Annotated in this window: 15 protein-coding genes; 8 read left to right on the forward strand and 7 right to left on the reverse strand. The window is 65.6% G+C overall.

Annotated elements, in window-relative coordinates:
• Positions 1-102 precede the first annotated feature (102 nt).
• The 6 genes from LJE63_09150 (at position 103) to LJE63_09175 (ending at position 6,827) form a co-directional block, all read left to right on the forward strand.
• Complete coding sequence (locus tag LJE63_09150; GenBank protein MCG6906781.1) at positions 103-819, forward strand: spermidine synthase; 717 nt, start codon at positions 103-105, stop codon at positions 817-819.
• Between the two features lie 534 nt (positions 820-1,353).
• On the forward strand, positions 1,354-2,904 hold the full coding sequence (locus LJE63_09155; protein ID MCG6906782.1) for an ABC transporter substrate-binding protein: 1,551 nt from the start codon (positions 1,354-1,356) through the stop codon (positions 2,902-2,904).
• Between the two features lie 17 nt (positions 2,905-2,921).
• Positions 2,922-3,899, forward strand: a complete 978-nt coding sequence (locus LJE63_09160) for an ABC transporter permease (GenBank protein MCG6906783.1) — start codon at positions 2,922-2,924, stop codon at positions 3,897-3,899.
• Positions 3,900-3,901: 2 nt separating this feature from the next.
• The gene (locus LJE63_09165) at positions 3,902-4,819 is read left to right on the forward strand and encodes an ABC transporter permease (GenBank protein MCG6906784.1); all 918 of its coding nucleotides are present in this window, start codon (positions 3,902-3,904) and stop codon (positions 4,817-4,819) included.
• A gap of 2 nt (positions 4,820-4,821) precedes the next feature.
• Positions 4,822-5,790 (forward strand): ABC transporter ATP-binding protein, encoded by a 969-nt coding sequence (locus LJE63_09170; GenBank protein MCG6906785.1) that lies wholly within the window; start codon positions 4,822-4,824, stop codon positions 5,788-5,790.
• A gap of 17 nt (positions 5,791-5,807) precedes the next feature.
• The gene (locus tag LJE63_09175; protein MCG6906786.1) at positions 5,808-6,827 is read left to right on the forward strand and encodes an ATP-binding cassette domain-containing protein; all 1,020 of its coding nucleotides are present in this window, start codon (positions 5,808-5,810) and stop codon (positions 6,825-6,827) included.
• A 34-nt stretch (positions 6,828-6,861) separates the two neighbouring features.
• Here the strand turns inward: LJE63_09175 and msrB are convergent, their stop codons facing one another.
• The 7 genes from msrB to LJE63_09210 all read right to left on the reverse strand — a co-directional run bounded on the left by msrB (position 6,862) and on the right by LJE63_09210 (position 14,240).
• Positions 6,862-7,980: a peptide-methionine (R)-S-oxide reductase MsrB gene (gene msrB / locus LJE63_09180; protein ID MCG6906787.1), complete on the reverse strand. Its 1,119-nt coding sequence runs from the start codon at positions 7,978-7,980 to the stop codon at positions 6,862-6,864.
• 234 nt (positions 7,981-8,214) lie between these two features.
• On the reverse strand, positions 8,215-10,731 hold the full coding sequence (gene hrpB, locus LJE63_09185; GenBank protein MCG6906788.1) for an ATP-dependent helicase HrpB: 2,517 nt from the start codon (positions 10,729-10,731) through the stop codon (positions 8,215-8,217).
• An 84-nt stretch (positions 10,732-10,815) separates the two neighbouring features.
• Complete coding sequence (locus LJE63_09190) at positions 10,816-11,505, reverse strand: formylmethanofuran dehydrogenase subunit E family protein (GenBank protein ID MCG6906789.1); 690 nt, start codon at positions 11,503-11,505, stop codon at positions 10,816-10,818.
• A gap of 46 nt (positions 11,506-11,551) precedes the next feature.
• Positions 11,552-11,947 carry a Rieske 2Fe-2S domain-containing protein gene (locus LJE63_09195; GenBank protein MCG6906790.1) on the reverse strand — a complete coding sequence of 132 codons (396 nt, stop codon included), beginning with the start codon at positions 11,945-11,947 and terminating at the stop codon, positions 11,552-11,554.
• Between the two features lie 180 nt (positions 11,948-12,127).
• Complete coding sequence (locus LJE63_09200; GenBank protein ID MCG6906791.1) at positions 12,128-13,018, reverse strand: CBS domain-containing protein; 891 nt, start codon at positions 13,016-13,018, stop codon at positions 12,128-12,130.
• A gap of 80 nt (positions 13,019-13,098) precedes the next feature.
• Positions 13,099-13,563 (reverse strand): CBS domain-containing protein, encoded by a 465-nt coding sequence (locus LJE63_09205; protein MCG6906792.1) that lies wholly within the window; start codon positions 13,561-13,563, stop codon positions 13,099-13,101.
• 77 nt (positions 13,564-13,640) lie between these two features.
• Positions 13,641-14,240 (reverse strand): pyridoxamine 5'-phosphate oxidase family protein, encoded by a 600-nt coding sequence (locus LJE63_09210; GenBank protein ID MCG6906793.1) that lies wholly within the window; start codon positions 14,238-14,240, stop codon positions 13,641-13,643.
• Between the two features lie 485 nt (positions 14,241-14,725).
• On the opposite strand from LJE63_09210, the gene LJE63_09215 reads away from it, so the two are divergent.
• Both LJE63_09215 and LJE63_09220 read left to right on the forward strand, forming a co-directional pair.
• Complete coding sequence (locus LJE63_09215) at positions 14,726-15,838, forward strand: ABC transporter ATP-binding protein (protein ID MCG6906794.1); 1,113 nt, start codon at positions 14,726-14,728, stop codon at positions 15,836-15,838.
• The gene (locus tag LJE63_09220; protein MCG6906795.1) at positions 15,831-16,736 is read left to right on the forward strand and encodes an ABC transporter permease; all 906 of its coding nucleotides are present in this window, start codon (positions 15,831-15,833) and stop codon (positions 16,734-16,736) included. The genes LJE63_09215 and LJE63_09220 overlap by 8 nt, the downstream gene beginning before the upstream one ends.
• Positions 16,737-16,881 lie beyond the last annotated feature (145 nt).

Here is a 16,881-nt window from a genome sequence, read left to right on the forward strand (position 1 = left end):
TGTACCCCGCAGCGACTTCGAGATGCAGCGCAACGCGGAAATTGGGTTTTTTACGGAACTATCAAGAAGCCTGCGGCGTTTACTTTCAGCGAGGAGATCCCCATGGCGCTCCCCTGGCAACGCCTGGCATGCGTCGACACCCCGGAAGGCCGGCTGGAACTCAAGCAGCGCGGCCCCCGGGATTTTCTGATCACCGTCGACGGACGGGTGCTGATGAACAGCACGGCCCAGCGATCCGAAATCGCCCTGGGCCGGATTGCCTGCCGGCACCTGCAACACCACCCGCAGCCCGGAGTGCTGCTGGGCGGCTTGGGCATGGGCTTCACCTTGAAGGCGGTCCTCGACCTCCTGCCGGCCACCGGCCGCGTTCTCATCGCCGAGCTGAACCCCGTCGTTCTGGCGTGGTGCCGGAGGCCGTTGGCCGTGTTGACCGATTCGGCCGTGGACGACCCCCGGGTGACAGTCGAAATCGCCGATGCCGCCCACCTGATTCGCAGGGCCGCCGCCCGGCAGGCGGCTTTCGACGCCATTGTGCTGGACCTCTACACCGGTCCCTACGCCCACACCCACGGCCACAGCGACCCCCTCTACGGCACCGGGGCCATCGCCCGGGCCCAGGCCGCCCTCAAGCCGGGCGGGGTCTTTGCCGTGTGGGGCGAAGACTTCGATCCCGGTTTTGACCGCCGCCTGCGGGCAGGCGGCTTTGCAGTCACTATCGCACGCCCCGGCCGGGGGGGCTTCCGGCACGTGGTTTATCGGGGGTGCAAAGGGGCCCCTCCGAACGGACCCGATCCAAGGTCGACAGCCCGCCTGGAATAGACTTCGCACCCGGCGTCCTCAGGCCCTCGCCGGCAGGGCCTCCCGGCCGCCGCCACCATCGCCCGCGCCCGCCGCAGGCGGAAATCGCGCATCACCTGACACCCCTGACTGCAACTGCGACAGCCGGGATCGCCCAGGCCGATCCAAAACGGCCGCTGCCGGCGGGCCGCCTCCTGGCGGGCGATGCAGGTGTTGACGGGAATGGTGGCGCTGTATTTTTCACAGTACATCTGGGCTCCTTTCACCAGGGCCTGGTTCGGCGCGCTACAACCCGCCGCTTTCTCCGGCCTTGGATTGATAGCGGTCCATTCCCTTGTGGCACCCGATCTTTCAGGGAGTTTTCAGATTGTGTTAGGGCTGGGTTAAAAGCGGTGCCGGCGCGCGCCCCGACAGCCGGGGAAAACGCTTGACAGGAAAGGGGGGCGATGATTTACCGAAACTATTCCCCCGGCGGGCGAAAGCAATGCGCGTCAACCGCATCCATGGGCCCCCGGCGGGATAGATCGAGCCGAAACCCACACGAAAGGAGAAATTATGAAACGTTTGCTGTTGGTTCTGCTGGCTGCGGCCCTCCTGGTTTGCCCTGTGATGGCGGGGGCCAAGACCCTGCGCCTGGCCATGGACGCCGACCCCGTATCCCTCGACCCGCATGTGCAGCTCTCCGGGGGCATGCTTCAATACTCCCACATGGTCTATGACCCCTTGGTGCGCTGGACCAAGACCATGGATTTCGAGCCCCGCCTGGCCGAGAAGTGGGAACGCCTCGACCCTCTGACGCTGCGCTTTTTCCTGCGCAAGGGCGTCAAGTTTCACTCCGGCAACCCCTTTACCGCCAAAGACGTCGTCTGGACGCTGGCCCGGCTTAAAAAAAGCCAGGATTTCAAGGGGCTTTTCGAGCCTTTCGGGGAAGCCGTGGCGGTCGACGACCACACCGTCGACATCAAAACCAACAAACCCTACGGCCTGACCCTCAACATGTGCACCTACATCTTCCCGATGGATTCGGCTTTCTATTCCGGAACCGACGAGAAAGGCCTGGCCAAGGACGCCATCGTCAAGACCGAGCACTCCTTTGCCAACGAGCACGAATCGGGCACCGGCCGCTACTTCGTGGAAACTCGGGAACAGGGCCAGAAATGGGTTCTCAAGGCTTTCCCTGAATACTGGGACAAAAACGCGGGCAACGTCGACACCATCGTCCTGACCCCCATCGCCGAGGATGCCACCCGCCTGGCGGCCCTGCTGGCGGGCGACGTCGACTTCATCATGCCGGTGCCCCCCCAGGATTTCGACCGCATCGAGAAGACCAAAGGGATCCAGCTGATCACCATGCCCGGCTCACGGATCATCACCTTTCAGCCCAACCAAAAGCGTCGCGCCGAGTTCAAGGACGCGCGCGTGCGCCAGGCGATGGTTTACGCCGTCAACAACGCGGGTATCGTCCAGAAGATCATGAAGGACCGCGCCACGGCCGCCGCCCAGAACTCCCCCAACGGCTACCTGGGCTACGCCGAAGAGCTCACGCCGCGCTTTGACCTCAAAAAGGCCCAGGCATTGATGAAGGAAGCCGGCTACGAGAAGGGGTTTACCGTTTCCATGATCGCCCCCAACAACCGCTACGTCAACGACGAGAAAATATCCGAGGCGGTGGCCTCGATGCTCTCCAAAATCAACATCAAGGTGGAGCTCAAGACCATGCCCAAGGCCCAGTACTGGGACGAGTTCGACGCCCAGGTGGCCGACATCCAGATGATCGGCTGGCACTCCGACACCGAGGATTCCGCCAACTTCTACGAGTTTCTCTACATGTGCCCCAACAAGGAGACCGGCTACGGCCAGTACAACTCCGGCAACTACTGCAACCCCAAGGTGGACGAGCTGACCCTGGCCTCCCAGACCGAAACCGATCTGGCCAAGCGCGCCGCCATGCTGCAGGAAGTCGAGCGCATCCTTTACAATGAAGCGGCCTTTATTCCGCTGCACTGGCAGATGCTCTCGTGGGCCGGCAGCGACAAGCTCAAGAACGCCAACGACATCGTCAACGTCATGAACTTCCCCTACTTCGGGGATCTGGTGATGGAATAGGCAAGGCGCACTGACCCATGATCGCTTTTTTTATCCGCCGCGTAACACAGGCCGTTTTCGTGATGCTGGTGATCAGCCTGATCGGGTTCACCATCAAGCAGTCGGTGGGCGACCCGGTGCGGGAGATCACCGGCATCTCGGTTTCGGCTGCGGAGCGCGACGCCCTGCGGGAAAAACTCGGTCTGAACGACCCGTTTCTGGTGCAGTGGGGACGGTTTCTGGGCCGGGCCCTGCAGGGAGACCTCGGCAACTCCTTTTATTTCAAGCGGCCGGCCATGCAGGTGATTCTCAGCAAGGCGCCAGCCACGCTTGAACTGGTTTTCTCAACCTCCATGCTGGTGATTCTGCTCTCGATCCCCATCGGCATCTACGCGGCCATCCTGCCGCGCGCGTGGCTGTCGCGTTTTTTCATGGGAGTCAGTATCGTGGGCGTGTCCATCCCGGTCTTTCTGACGGCCATCCTCTTGATCTATGTCTTTTCGGTGGGCCTGGGGTGGCTGCCGTCCTTCGGCCGCGGCGAGCTGGTGACGCTCTTTCCGGGCTGGCAGTCGGGCTACTTCACCGCCGACGGGCTCAAGCACCTGATCCTGCCGAGCATCGCCCTGTCCTCCATCATGCTGCCGCTCTTCATCCGCCTGATCCGCGCCGAGATGAAGGAAGTTTTAGAAACCGAGTACGTCAAGTATGCCCGCGCCAAGGGACTTAAACCCTGGCGGGTGCTGCTGGTGCACGCCTTCAAGAACACCCTGCTTCCGGTCATTACCGTGGGCGGCGTGCAGCTCGGCACCCTGATCGCTTTCACGATCCTGACCGAGACGGTGTTCCAGTGGCAGGGCATGGGCGCCATGTTCATCGAGGCGGTGGATCGCGCCGACACTTCCCTGATCGTGGCCTACCTGGTTTTTGTGGGCATCCTTTTCGTTACCGTCAACACCTTGGTGGATCTGATCTACGGCCTGGTCAACCCCATGGTCCGCATCGCCGGGAGGAAATGACCATGCAGGGGTGGCGACGGTTTAAAAGCTCCTATTTTCTGCACAGTTTTCTGCGCGACCCCATGGCCATGGGCAGCTTCATCTGTTTGGCGGCCCTGGTGATCATCAGTTTCGGGGCGCCTCTGATAGCACCCCACGACCCCTACGACACCAGTACGATCGACATCATGGATTCGGAAGTGCCGCCGGCCTGGCTGGAGCAGAGCGATGCGCGCTTTCCGCTGGGAACCGATTCCCAGGGGCGCGACATGCTCTCCACCATGCTCTACGGAATGCGGGTGTCGATCCTCATCGGGTTGGGAGCGGTGGCCCTGCAAGCACTCATGGGCATCTGCGTTGGACTGGTGGCCGGCTACCGCGGCGGGCGCTTCGATGCCTTCCTGATGCGCCTGGCGGACGTGCAGCTCTCGTTTTCGACCTATATGGTGGCCATCTTTTTCGGTGCCCTGTTCCAGGCCGCTTTCGGCATGGGCAGGTACGAGCAGCTGGCCATCCCCCTGCTGATCATCATCATCGGCTTTGCCGAGTGGCCCCAGTACGCCCGGACCGTGCGGGCCTCGGTGCTGGCGGAGAAAAAAAAGGAATACGTCGAAGCCGCCCGGGTCATCGGCCTGCCCCCGCGCCGGATCATGTGGCGCCACATTCTGCCCAACACCCTCACCCCGGTGCTGGTGATCTCCACCGTCCAGGTGGCCAACGCCATCATGAGCGAGGCGGCGCTTTCCTTCATCGGGCTGGGCATGCCGGTCACGCGCCCTTCCCTGGGCTCACTGATCAAGGCCGGTTTCGACTACATCTTCAGCGGCTCGTGGTGGATCACGCTCTTTCCGGGGCTGGCCCTGGTAATCCTGATTCTTTCCATCAACCTGCTGGGCGACTGGCTCCGCGACTTTCTCAACCCCAAGCTTTACAAGGAGTAGCCGTGGCCCGGGAACCGCTTTTGTCCGTCAGGGATCTGGAAATCAAGTTCAGGCTGCGCCACGGCGACCTGACCGCCGTCAACCGGGTAAGCTTCGACCTGGCGCGGGGAGACCGTCTGGGGATTGTGGGCGAGTCCGGCGCGGGCAAGTCCGTAACCGGTTTCGGGATTCTCAATCTGGTGAGCAAACCCGGCTACATCGCCGGCGGCCGCCTGACCTTCGAGGGGCGCGAGCTGACGGCGCTGCCGGAGGAGGAGCTGAGAAAGATCCGCGGCAACCGGATCAGCATGATCTTCCAGGACCCGATGATGACCCTGAACCCGGTGCTCACCATCGGCACCCAGATGGTGGAGACGATTCTGGCCCATAGGTCGATCAGCCGGGCGGAAGCCACCGAGATCGCCCTGGACCGCATCCGCAAAGTGGCTATTCCCTCTCCGGAAAAGCGTCTCCAGCAGTACCCCCACGAATTTTCCGGCGGCATGCGCCAGCGCATTGTGATCGCCATCGCGCTCTTGAACGCGCCGGCGCTGATCATCGCGGACGAACCCACCACCGCCCTGGACGTGACCATCCAGGCCGACATCATGGCCCTGCTGCTGGGTCTGTGCGAATCCGATAAAATGGGGTTGATCCTGATCACCCACGATCTGGCGGTGGTCTCCCAGGTTGCCCAACGGATTGCCGTCATGTATGCCGGAACGATCGTGGAGATCGGCCCCACCGATCAGGTCGCCAACAATCCCCAGCACCCTTACACCCGGGGTCTGCTGGGCGCCCTGCCCCAGCGGGTTCCCCGGGGCAAACGGCTCAACCAGATTCCGGGCATGATGCCCAACCTCACCCGGGTGCCCGAGGGCTGCCCTTTCAACAACCGCTGTACGCTGTGCGAAGAGATCTGCCGCCGTCGGGTGCCGCCGCTGGAACCCAAGGCGACCGGATGCCTGGCGGCCTGCCACCTGCTGAACTGAGGGACCAAGGAAGCCTTATGAAGACCAACACGCTGGTCAGTATCCGAGACCTCTACAAGCACTTCGACATCTCGGGCGGATGGCTGGACCAGGTCAGGTTCGAGGGCGGGCGTTTTTCCCGCAGGCAAACCCTGGTGAGGGCCGTCAACGGCGTCAGTTTCGACATCCTTGAAGGCGAAACGGTCAGCGTGGTGGGTGAAAGCGGCTGCGGCAAGTCGACCCTGGCCCGTACAGTGATGCGCCTGTACCCGCCCGAAGCCGGCGAGGTCCACTACCGCGGCAAGCGCATCGACCACCTGTCCCGAGAGCGTCTCAAGCCTTACCGCACCCGGATGCAGATGGTCTTTCAAGACCCCTACGCCTCGCTCAACCCCCGCATGAGCGTGCGCCAAATCCTGGAGGAGCCCATCCGCTTTCACCGGCCGGGAATTTCCGTTGGCGAGGGTCAGGACAGGGTTGCCGAAGTCATGCGCCAGGTGGGCGTCGACCCGGAATGGCAGGAGCGCTACCCCCACGAGTTCTCCGGCGGCCAGCGCCAGCGGATTTCCATCGCCCGGGCCCTGGCGGTGGACCCCGAATTCATCGTGGCCGACGAGCCCATCGCGGCCCTGGATGTCTCCATCCAGGCCCAGATCCTCAACCTGATGATGGAACTCCAGGAAAAGCGCAGCCTGACATACCTTTTCATCAGCCACGACCTTTCGGTGGTAGAGCACATATCCAGCCGGGTCGCTGTCATGTACCTCGGCACCCTGTGCGAACTGGCCACCATCGATGCCCTTTTCGAGCGGCCGCGTCACCCCTACACCCAGGCGCTGCTTTCCGCCATCCCGAGGTTGGGGGAAAAAGGCTTTCAGCACGAACGCCTCAAGGGTGACGTACCCACCCCCATCAACCTCCCCACGGGCTGCGTCTTTCACGGACGCTGCCCGCATGCCGACGCGCGCTGCGCGCGCGAGGTGCCGAGGCTGCGACCCAGCGGCCAAGAGACCCGGGTGGCCTGCCACGGGGTGGAAGAAGGCCGCCTGCCGGGCTGAGCCGGCCCGAAGGCCGGCTTTACCGTCTTTCCGTCTACTGCGCCTCGAACAGGCTGCGATACTGGCCGTAGCCCTCCTTTTCAAGCGCACCGCTGGGGATGAAGCGCAGCGCGGCCGAGTTGATGCAGTAGCGCAGGCCGGTGGGTGGCGGGCCGTCCTCGAAAACGTGCCCCAGGTGGGAGTCGGCATGCCGGCTGCGCACTTCGGTACGCACCATGAAGAGGCTGCGGTCGCTGCGGGTAACGACGTTTTCGGGCTCAAGCGGCCGGGTGAAGCTGGGCCAGCCGGTGCCGGAATCGAACTTGTCGGTGGAGCTGAAGAGCGGCTCGCCGCTGACCACATCCACGTAGATCCCCGGTTCCTTGTTGTCCCAGTAAGCGTTGCGGAAGGGCGGCTCGGTGCCGTCCTGGCGGGTGACCTGATACTGCAGCGGGGTCAGGCGGCTGCGCAGGACGTCGTCGTCCGGCCGGGTGTAGACCGGTTTTGCGGCGGCCTCGTTGGTGATAACGGCCGGGTCCCGGTCCCCCCAGACCTGCCGGATGAACTGATCCCGGCCCGAGTGGCGCCGGTAGGAGCTGTAGCGCTCCGGGCTCTTCTTGTAGAAGTCCTGGTGGTAGTCCTCGGCCGGATAAAACGCGGTGAACGGGAGGATGGGGGTCACCACCGGGGCTGCGAAAACGCCGGCGTCGGCCAGGGCCGCCTTGGAGGCCTCCGCCTCCCGGCGCTGGTCGTCGTCATGGTAGAAGATCGCGGTCCGGTACTGGGGCCCGCGGTCCACGAACTGCCCACCGCCATCGGTAGGGTTGACGTGGCGCCAGAAGACCTCCAGCAGCCGGCGGTAGCTCACCTCGCGCGGGTCGAAATGAACCTGAACGGCCTCGTAGTGGCCGGTCCGGCCCGAGGAAACCTGCTGGTAGGTGGGGTTTTGTTCGGGCCCGCCGGTGTAGCCAGAGACCACCCGCACCACCCCGGCGACCTTCTCAAAATCCGATTCGCTGCACCAGAAACAGCCGCCGGCAAAGGTGGCCACTTCCAGCCCCTCCTCGCCGGGGGACGGGCCCCCTTCGGCGGCCCCGCTTTTGCGCGGACCCGAGGCGGGGCCGAGCATCATGGCCATCACGGCCATACCCATGATGGGAAACCAGAGTTTCATATCTTCGCTCCTTTTGCAGGTTACAGGCATGATCTTGATTTCATGGTTGTGGCGTAACACACCCAATATAAAACACGCCGACCGAAAATCACCACCGGGATCGGCGCGGGATCAGAAACGCACGGGGTAAACTTCAAAACCCGTTTGGATGCCGTTTTTTCGAAGGGATCGATCGGGCAAAAAAATTGTGGGACCAGCCCCAAAAGGGGTCACAGTAAAGGCAGGGAAAGCGCCTTAATGGGCCTTGCGGGGTTTGGCGCGGCGGGTGGCCGGGGCCTGCAGGGGGTCGTCCGGCCACGGGTGGCGGGGGTAGCGGCCGCGCATCTCCCTTTTGACGGCCTGATAGGCGTTTTGCCAGAAATGGGCCAGATCCCGGGTGACCTGCAGGGGGCGGCCCGCCGGGGAGAGCAGGTGCAGGACCACCGGCACCCGCCCGCCGGCCACGGCGGGGGTGACAGACGCGCCGAACACCTCCTGGATGCGCACGGCCAGCACCGGCGGGTCCTGGCCGTAGTCCAGTGGCAGGCGCGAGCCGCTGGGAACCGTCAGATGGGTGGGTGCCAGAAAGTCCAGCCGGCGGCGCTGCTCCCAGTCCAGCAGACCCTCCAGGGCCTGCTTCAGGGCCGCCGGGGTGAGGTCCTTGAGTCGCAGCAAACCGCCAAGCGAGGGGCCCAACCAATGGGCCAGGTTCTCCAGCAGCGCCTCGTCCGAGAAATCCGGCCAGCGGCCCCCCTGCCCTGCGGCCAACCGGCCGGCAAAGAGCACCCGCTGGCGCCAGCGCTGCAGCGCCGGGGTCCACGGCAGGCAGCCCAGCCCGCTTTGGCGGATGCCCGCCAGCAGGGCGGCCTGCACTCGCCCGGCATCCGGTGTAGCCAGCGGCCGGCTGGCGAGCACCAGGGCCCCCAGACGGGTAGTCTCGCGGACCGTCACCGCCTGCCGGCCGGGGTCCCAGGAAATTTCCTGACAGCGGCGGATCCGGTCGCCAAACTGATCTTCCAGGGTGACCACGTCGTAGCCGGCGGCTAAGAAAACGCGCGCCTCGCGCCGGTCGCCGTCCAGATGCGCGGCCACCACATAGTCGGCAGCGGCCAGCGGCTCTGCCGCGTCGAAGACCGCCCCCCGGCCGCAGACCATTAGAAAGCGCCCCGCGCAGCCTGGGCGGCGGCGGGCCACCCGCTCGGGGTAGGCCCAGGCCAGAAGCCGCCCGAGATCGCGGCCGCCTGAGCGTCCCGCGCCGAGCTTCAAGCGGCGGCGCAGCTGGGCGGCTGCGCGCAGAATCTGCCGCCCGGCGGCTGGGTCCAGGGCCGGCCCGGGCAGCGGCCGACCGGCCGCCAGGGCCTCCAGCGCATCGACGCGCAGCTGCAGGTCGCTATCGCCCTGACCGGGCGGAAAGTGCAGGGGGTCGCGTTCGCTGAGGATTGCGGCCAAAAGCGCGGCCAGCGATCCCTGCCCTTGGGCCGCGGCCATCAGCAGCATGTGGGCCAGGCGCGGATGCAGGGGCAGCTGGGACATGGCGCGGCCGTGGGCGGTCACCCGCCCGCCGGCGTCAAGCGCCCCCAGAGCGTCCAAGAGCTCCCGGGCCTGGGCAAAGGCCGCCGCCGGGGGCGGGTCCAGCCAGGACAGTTCACCCGGGGCGGCCACGCCCCAGACGGCGAGCTCCAGTGCCAGCCCGGCCAGATCGGCCTCCAGAATTTCGGGCGGGCTGAAGGCCGCCAGTGAGGCGTCGGTTTCGGGGGACCACAGGCGGTAGCAGACCCCCGGCTCACTCCGGCCGGCCCGCCCCCGCCGCTGCTCGGCCGCGGCCCGAGAAATTCGGCGGGTGACCAGGCGGGTCATACCGCTGGCCACATCGACCTGGGCCTGGCGGCAAAACCCGCTGTCCACCACCACCCGCACCCCCTCGATGGTCAGGCTGGTCTCCGCGATATTGGTGGCCAGGACCACCTTGCGGCGGCCGGCCGGCGCCGGTTCGACGGCCCGGTCCTGGGCCGCCCGGGGCAGGCCGCCGTAAAGGGGGTGGATCTCCCAGCCGGGACCCGGACCGGCATCCTGCAGGAGCCTGGCGACCCGCCGGATCTCGGCGGCACCGGATAGAAAAGCCAGGATGCTGCCCGCCTCCCGGCGCGCCGCCCGCTGCACGGCGGCCGCCGTGGCGCGTTCGATGGAAAGGCCCGGCCGCGGCGGCAGGTAAACGGTTTCAACCGGCCAAATGCGGCCGCGGCAGCCTATCAGCGGCGCCCCGCCCAGCAGACGGCCCAGCGGCGCGGCCTCCAGGGTGGCGGACATCACCAGCAGGCGCAGCGCTTGGTTCAAGGCCGCCTGCAGATCCAGACACAGCGCCAGGGCCAGGTCGCCGTCCAGGCTGCGCTCGTGAAACTCGTCGAAGATCACCGCCCCCACCCCCTCCAGGGCCGGGTCGCGCTGCAGCAGGCGGGTCAGCACCCCCTCGGTGACCACCTCGATGCGGGTCTCGGGACCCACCCGGCTGTCCAGGCGCACCCGGTAGCCTACGGTTTGGCCCACTTCCTGGCCCATCTGGCGGGCCATGTAATCCGCCGCCCGGCGGGCGGCCATGCGCCGGGGCTCCAGCAGAATCAGGCGCTTGCCCGCCAGCCAGCACTCCGTCAACAGGGCCGGCGGCACGCGGGTGGTTTTACCGGCCCCGGGGGGCGCCTGCAGGACGACGTTGGGGCTGTCCCGCAGGGCCTGTTTGAGATTGGCCAAAATAGTGTCGACCGGAAGTGGCATCATGGGTTTGGGGGCGTTTCGGAAGCGAAGGCCATCGGGCGGTCACTTCCCGTTGCCAAAACCGCTGGCCGGCCCCTTGCCCGGCACTCAGGGGCCGGCCGGATCCGGAGCGGAGGGGATGTAGGGGGCCTCACCCTGGCAGCCTTTGCAAATGCCGCCGGTGGAAAGGGGATAGGGCTCGCCACAGACGGGGCAGATGGTGATCGGGCCTTTGCCGTGCTTGCCTAAGAAAGGGGGTGCGACCCGAACTGCGCACACCCCCAGGACCCGCTCGCCGGCCGCATGGATTTCGGCAAAAAGGCGCTCGATATCCTGTTCTTGTTTGGGCTTGCGTTTGTTAAGCCAGGTGTCAAATTCCGGCCAGGCATGCAGTTTCGCGGCATCGATGAACACCCGCACGCCGCTGCCGTCCGTCTTGTCGTAAAGCGCGACGGCAAAGCGCCCCAAATCGACGATCCGCAGCCAGCCGTTGCCGATGGTGCAGGGGGTCAGGAGCTGAACCGCATCGGGAAGACAGCTGCGGGTCTCGCAGAAGGCGTCAAAAATCAGGTCCCGCGGCAGGCGCGCCATGGCCAGGCTCACCATCTTGACGCCGATCACCAGGCCGGGGGCCAGATGGCCGTGAAACCCGCGGATCAGCTCCAGGGCCTGGTCGTAGCTGAAACGCCGCCCGCGGTAATCGCGGCACCAACCATCCTGGGCGGGGAAGACCGCGGCCGGTTCCCGGTCGGGGGCCTTGGGTTCGGCCGCGGATTTGCTGGGTAAAGGTGGGTTCATGACTCCTCGTGTGGTCGGCCGGCTGCCGATCGGGTTTGCCGCCGGATTAGAGCGTGATCTTCGCTTCGTTGCCGCTGACGGAAACCCCAAAGGTTTTGAGCGCCCCACGGGCGGCCCCCGAAAGGGGCTCGCCGTTGTATGAATAGGTCGATTTGGACACGCTGCAGCACTGCAGCCGGTCAGTACCGGGCAGCGGGTCGATGCGGCGTCCCATGTGGCTGCAGCGGTTGCCAAAGGCGTGCAAAGCACCGTCCTGTGCGCGCACAACCAGCAGTCTTTGGGGCAGCCCGCGGCCCTCCAGGCGCAGCGCCCCGCCCGCCGGGGCAAGCTCGGGCAAACGCGCCAGATCCAATCTGACCGTTCGGCCCGCAACCGACCAGGCCGCCGCGCAGGCCGGCGCCGGGGTTTCACAGATGCCCAAGATGCGCTTTAAAAATTTCATTCGGGTCTCCCGGGGCAGGGAAAAAATCTTTCACGAACACAAGAGGGGTATCAGAAGAAATGACAGATGGCAATGAGGTCATGGCGCAGTATTTCGAAGTCTATAGAAACCTCCAGCGGCAGGCCCCGGGAAGCCCCCAAAGCACCCGTAGGATTTCAGAGAGCCGACTGACCGCAGCGGCTAATCTTCCGTCATCAGCCGGCTGGTCACACAGGCCCGGCAGGTGCCGGAGCGAAAACGGGCGGCATCGGAGAGTGACAGCACCCCGACCACCGCCGGAGCTTCGGTGCCGGTGACAAAAAGCCGCTGGACGTCCGTCAGCAGCATCTGCTGGATCGCCTCGGAGAGCAGCGCCTGGGCGCTGCAGACGGCCACCGGCGAGGTCATGACCCTCTCGGCGGCGGCAGCGGTGGGCTCCCCGTGCAGGTAGGCCACCATCAGGTCGGTCTTGGAGACCACCCCCAGCGGCTCGCCCCGGGCGCCGGCAACCAAAACCGCCCCGAAGCGGTGGGCGGAAAGGGTCTCGACCACCGTTTCAATGGGGTCCCCGGGACCGCAGGCCGCCCCCAGCGGGCTCATCACCTCCCCGACCCTCAGCCGGGCCAGGGCCCCATCCGGCGTTTTGGCCTTGCGCCGGCTCTGGCTGCAAAAGCGGCAGAAGCGGTAGAGCAGCCCGACGATGTCGGCAAACGCGATGACCCCCACGATTTCCGCGGGCCCGGCGCCGCGCACGTAGAGCCGGTGGATCCCCTCCTGCCGCATCAGGTCGAGGGCGTCCTCCAGCCCGTCATCGGGAAAGCAAAACCGCGGCGGCCCGGCCAGAATATCCGCTACGGGAGTTTCCAGTGGCAGGCCGGCGTAGTAGGCGCCCATCAGGTCGGTCCGGGACACCACCCCGATCGGCGCTCCCGCCGCCGGGGCGTCCACCAGCAGCGCGTTGCCCTTGAACTTGACCATGCGCCGGATGCAGGCCGCCAGTGAACGGTCGGCGGCCATCCGCTGCACGTCGCGGCGCATGGCCTCTTTGACCTGCAGGCCGGTCAGCACGCTGCGTTGTTCCACAATCGGCATGGTTCCTCCCTGTTCCCGGATCACGGTGCAGGCCTCGGACTGCGGCGGGGGCGCCGCGGCAGGCGACGGGCGGTTTCGACTTAAGCGACGAAGCGCCGCAGGAGGTGGTAGAAAAGATCCGAGCGATAGACGATCCCCACCACCGCCTCGCCCTCGACCACCGGCACCCGGCGGATGTGGCGCTTGATCATCAAATCGACGATGACCAGAAGATGGGTGTCCGGCTTGATGGTGACGAGCTCAGTGGTCATGATGTCGGCGACCCGGATGTTCCGAACACGCGCCAGCAGCCCCTCGAAAATCGGTTCGGGGTCGACATCCTCGATTTCGCCCCAGATCTCCACGTGCTTGGGCTGGATGAAGAGCAGGATGTCGTGCATCGACAGCATCCCCACCAGCCGGCCGCCGCTGTCGGTGACCATCATGCCGAAGATTTTTTTCCCCTCGGCGTCGCTGCTGGTCTTGAAGCGCCTGACCGCCATGGCGATCGTGTCCTCGGGCTGCAGGCAGTGAAACCGGGTGTCCATCACCTCGCGCGCGATCATCGCGGACCTCCCAATCTGAGGGTATTGGTAAAAAAAAACTGAAACCGGGGCCGCCGGAGGCCGGACCGGCGCGCCGTCTAGATCCGGTCCGGATCGAAGCCCAGGGCGGCCACCGCCCGACGGTCCCCGGGCCGCCCGCGCTGCTTGAGGTGGCGGGCGATGGCCAGGCGTTGGGCCTCGGGCTTGTTCTGGAGCAGGTCGCTTTTGGCCGTGATGGATGCGGGGGTCACCTCGACCACCGTGCAGGCCCTGCAGGCCGGCATGTCCGCGGTGACCGGCACGAAATTTCCGCCGGGTTCGTGGTGCGCCACCAGCGCGTTTAAGGCCGCAACCTTGCGCGGCCCGTCGGGCACCACCGCCGCGGTTCCCCGGATGATGACACAGTGGTAGAGCTGGTGCAGGTTGCAGCTGCCGCGGTCCGGATAGAAGCCCACATCCAGGTAAGCCAGGGGGATGTCGACCTCGAAACAGACCCTGGGCTCGCGGGCGATGTTGTCCAGCTTTTCCCCGGCCGGCGCGCAGTGGAAGAAGATATTGCCCTCGAAAAAGACGTAGTTGACCGGGGTGATGTATGGGGTGCCGTCGGCGCCCACCGTCGCCAGGCGGCCGATGGTGGCGGCCACCAGAATCGCCGTGATTTGCGCCGGGTCGCTCACCTCGCTGTGTTTGCGTCGCATGCCGCTAGTTTCCTTTCGTTTTTCTCGGGCCTTCGGCGGCTCAATCCGCAGCCGTTGGGACCCGTCACCGATCCACCCGCCACACCGGCCGCAGACCGCCGCGGGGCGTCCGAAACGCCCCGGGTAGGGACTTTTTGCCTGCTCTTTTTTTCTTGTCAACAAAACAATTTGATTTCAAGAGAAAACCATGCTTGAATAATTTCAATTCATTTTTTTAGGCCGCCATTTTTACCCGAAGGTCTTTTATGCGAATACCGGCTGACCCGCCAATCACCCCGCCGGCCGCGCTTCTGGCAGGACCTCCCGCCGCTCGGCCGTCTTTCGCACCCCGCTTCCTCAAGATCGGTAAACCGCCCGACCTGTAAACCCGCCTGCCCATCCGGCGGGTCATTCTCGACAGCCTTCCGGCACCCGCCAGCCGGCTGGCCGCAGTCGCCGGGATCCAGGTTACACGCCCATGACCCGAACATAGGAAGGTCGGTTCGATGCCGAACCCCTTTGAATCCGAAAAGACGATGCCCCTGATAAATGAAACGGAGGCCGCAACGCCCCCGGAGGACGGCCTGGGGCTGCTGGTGCGCGGCATCAACAAACGCTTTGGGGATGTGACAGCCCTCAGCGATGTGGACCTGCGCGTCAGGGCCGGCGAGTTTTTCACCCTCCTGGGGCCCTCGGGGTGCGGTAAGACAACCCTGCTGCGGATCATCGCCGGCCTGGAGCTGCCGGATTCAGGGACGGTCCGCCTGGCCGGCGCCGACATCACGGCCCTGCCGGCCGCCAAGCGCCAGGTCAACACCGTTTTCCAGAGCTACGCCCTCTTTCCCCATCTGAACATTTTCGAGAACGTCGCCTTCGGCCTGCGTTCGCGCAAATTCGCCGCCGACGAGGTCGCGCGCCGGGTCACGCGCCGCCTGGAGATGCTGGGCTTGGATGAGATGCGCAGCCGCTTTCCCCATCAGCTCTCCGGCGGCCAGAAGCAGCGCGTGGCCCTGGCCCGGGCGCTGGTCAACGAACCGGAGATTCTGCTCTTGGACGAGCCGATGTCCGCCCTGGACGCCCGCCTGCGGGCCCAGGTGCAGGTGGACCTGCGCCGGCTGCAGCGCAAGCTGAAGAAAACTTTCATCCTGGTCACCCACGACCAGAGCGAAGCCCTGGTCTGCAGCGACCGGCTGGCGGTCATGCGCGGGGGGCGCATCATCCAGCTGGGCACCCCCGAGGAGGTCTACGAGACCCCCAGAAACAGCTACGTCGCCCAGTTCCTGGGGGCGGCCAACCTCATCACGGCCGAGCGCGAGGCCAAGGGCATCCGCACGCCCATCGGGTTTCTGCAGCTGAAAAAAACCCCGCCCTGGCAAAAGGGCACCGTGGCGATCCGCCCCGAGTGGATCCAGGTCGCCGAGAACCAGCCGGCGCTCAACGGCATTCGCGCCCGGGTGACCGAAACGATCTATCGCGGCACCAATGTCGACCTCTGGCTGGACCCCGGGCCGCTGCGGATCCGCACCAACCGCCACCGGGGCCTGAAGCCCGGCGACCAGGTGTGGCTTGAGCTGCTGCCCGAGCGGCTGGTGCCGCTGGAGGAGACCGAGGATGCATAGACTGCTGGTCTGGTACGGAGAGTTGACCACCCGCCGCAGCCTGCTGCGGCGCGGGGCGCTGTTTCTGATTCCCGGCATGCTCTGGCTGGTGGTCTTCATCGTCCTGCCGGGCCTGGTGCTGGTGGCGGTGAGCCTGGCCACCCGGGGAAGCTACGGGCAGCTGGAGTGGCAGTTCACCCTGGAGAACTACAAGCGCCTGGCCGGTTTCAGCCTCTTCGGCTGGACCGCGGACTACCTCATGATCCTGTGGCGCTCGGTGGTGGTGGCTTTCTTCACCACCCTGATCTCGGTGGTCCTCTCCTATCCACTGTGCTTCTTCATCGCCGCCCGGCCCGCACGCAGCCGCTACCTGTGGCTGACCCTGGTGATCATCCCCTTCTGGACCAACATGGTCATCCGCACCTACGCCTGGTTTCTGATCCTGGCCCCGGAGCTGCCCTTCGCCCGGCTGGCGGCCTATTTGGGGTTCATTGCCGAAGGGGCGCCCCTTTACCCCAACGCCTTCGCCGTCTACATCGGCATGGTTTCGATGTTCCTGCCCTTCGTGGCCCTGCCCCTTTACGCCAGCGTCGAGCGCCTGGACTGGAACCTGGTGGAGGCCGCCAACGATCTCTACGCCGGGCGCACCCGGGTCTTCACCCAGGCCATCGTACCCCAGACCCTGCCGGGCCTCTCGGTGGGGATCGTCCTGACCTTCGTGCCGGCCATGGGCATGTTCGTGGTCCCGGACCTGTTGGGCGGGGCCAAGTACATGCTGGTGGGCAACCTCATCCAGCAGCAGTTCGGCACTAGCCGCGACTGGCCCTTCGGCGCCGCGGTGAGCATGGCCCTGATGGCGCTGACCATGATCAGCCTGCAACTCTACCGCCGCCGCAGCAAGGAGATCGCCTACGTATGAGGCGCACCCACCCCGTCATCGCCGCCCTGGCCCTGGTGACCATGGGGTTTCTCTACCTGCCGCTTTTGGGGGTCGCGGTTTTCTCGGTCAACTCGGCCCGCCGCGGGCTGATCTGGAAGGGCTTCACCCTGGACTGGTACCTCAA

This window comes from Desulfobacteraceae bacterium, assembly GCA_022340425.1.
Classification (GTDB): domain Bacteria; phylum Desulfobacterota; class Desulfobacteria; order Desulfobacterales; family JAABRJ01; genus JAABRJ01.

Coding starts and splice junctions, on each gene's coding strand:
- LJE63_09150 (MCG6906781.1), top strand. CDS start 103: ATGGCGCTCCCCTGGCAACGCCTGGCATGCGTCGACACCCCGGAAGGC.
- LJE63_09155 (MCG6906782.1), top strand. CDS start 1,354: ATGAAACGTTTGCTGTTGGTTCTGCTGGCTGCGGCCCTCCTGGTTTGC.
- LJE63_09160 (MCG6906783.1), top strand. CDS start 2,922: ATGATCGCTTTTTTTATCCGCCGCGTAACACAGGCCGTTTTCGTGATG.
- LJE63_09165 (MCG6906784.1), top strand. CDS start 3,902: ATGCAGGGGTGGCGACGGTTTAAAAGCTCCTATTTTCTGCACAGTTTT.
- LJE63_09175 (MCG6906786.1), top strand. CDS start 5,808: ATGAAGACCAACACGCTGGTCAGTATCCGAGACCTCTACAAGCACTTC.
- msrB (MCG6906787.1), bottom strand. CDS start 7,980: ATGAAACTCTGGTTTCCCATCATGGGTATGGCCGTGATGGCCATGATG.
- hrpB (MCG6906788.1), bottom strand. CDS start 10,731: ATGATGCCACTTCCGGTCGACACTATTTTGGCCAATCTCAAACAGGCC.
- LJE63_09190 (MCG6906789.1), bottom strand. CDS start 11,505: ATGAACCCACCTTTACCCAGCAAATCCGCGGCCGAACCCAAGGCCCCC.
- LJE63_09195 (MCG6906790.1), bottom strand. CDS start 11,947: ATGAAATTTTTAAAGCGCATCTTGGGCATCTGTGAAACCCCGGCGCCG.
- LJE63_09200 (MCG6906791.1), bottom strand. CDS start 13,018: ATGCCGATTGTGGAACAACGCAGCGTGCTGACCGGCCTGCAGGTCAAA.
- LJE63_09205 (MCG6906792.1), bottom strand. CDS start 13,563: ATGATCGCGCGCGAGGTGATGGACACCCGGTTTCACTGCCTGCAGCCC.
- LJE63_09210 (MCG6906793.1), bottom strand. CDS start 14,240: ATGCGACGCAAACACAGCGAGGTGAGCGACCCGGCGCAAATCACGGCG.
- LJE63_09215 (MCG6906794.1), top strand. CDS start 14,726: ATGCCGAACCCCTTTGAATCCGAAAAGACGATGCCCCTGATAAATGAA.
- LJE63_09220 (MCG6906795.1), top strand. CDS start 15,831: ATGCATAGACTGCTGGTCTGGTACGGAGAGTTGACCACCCGCCGCAGC.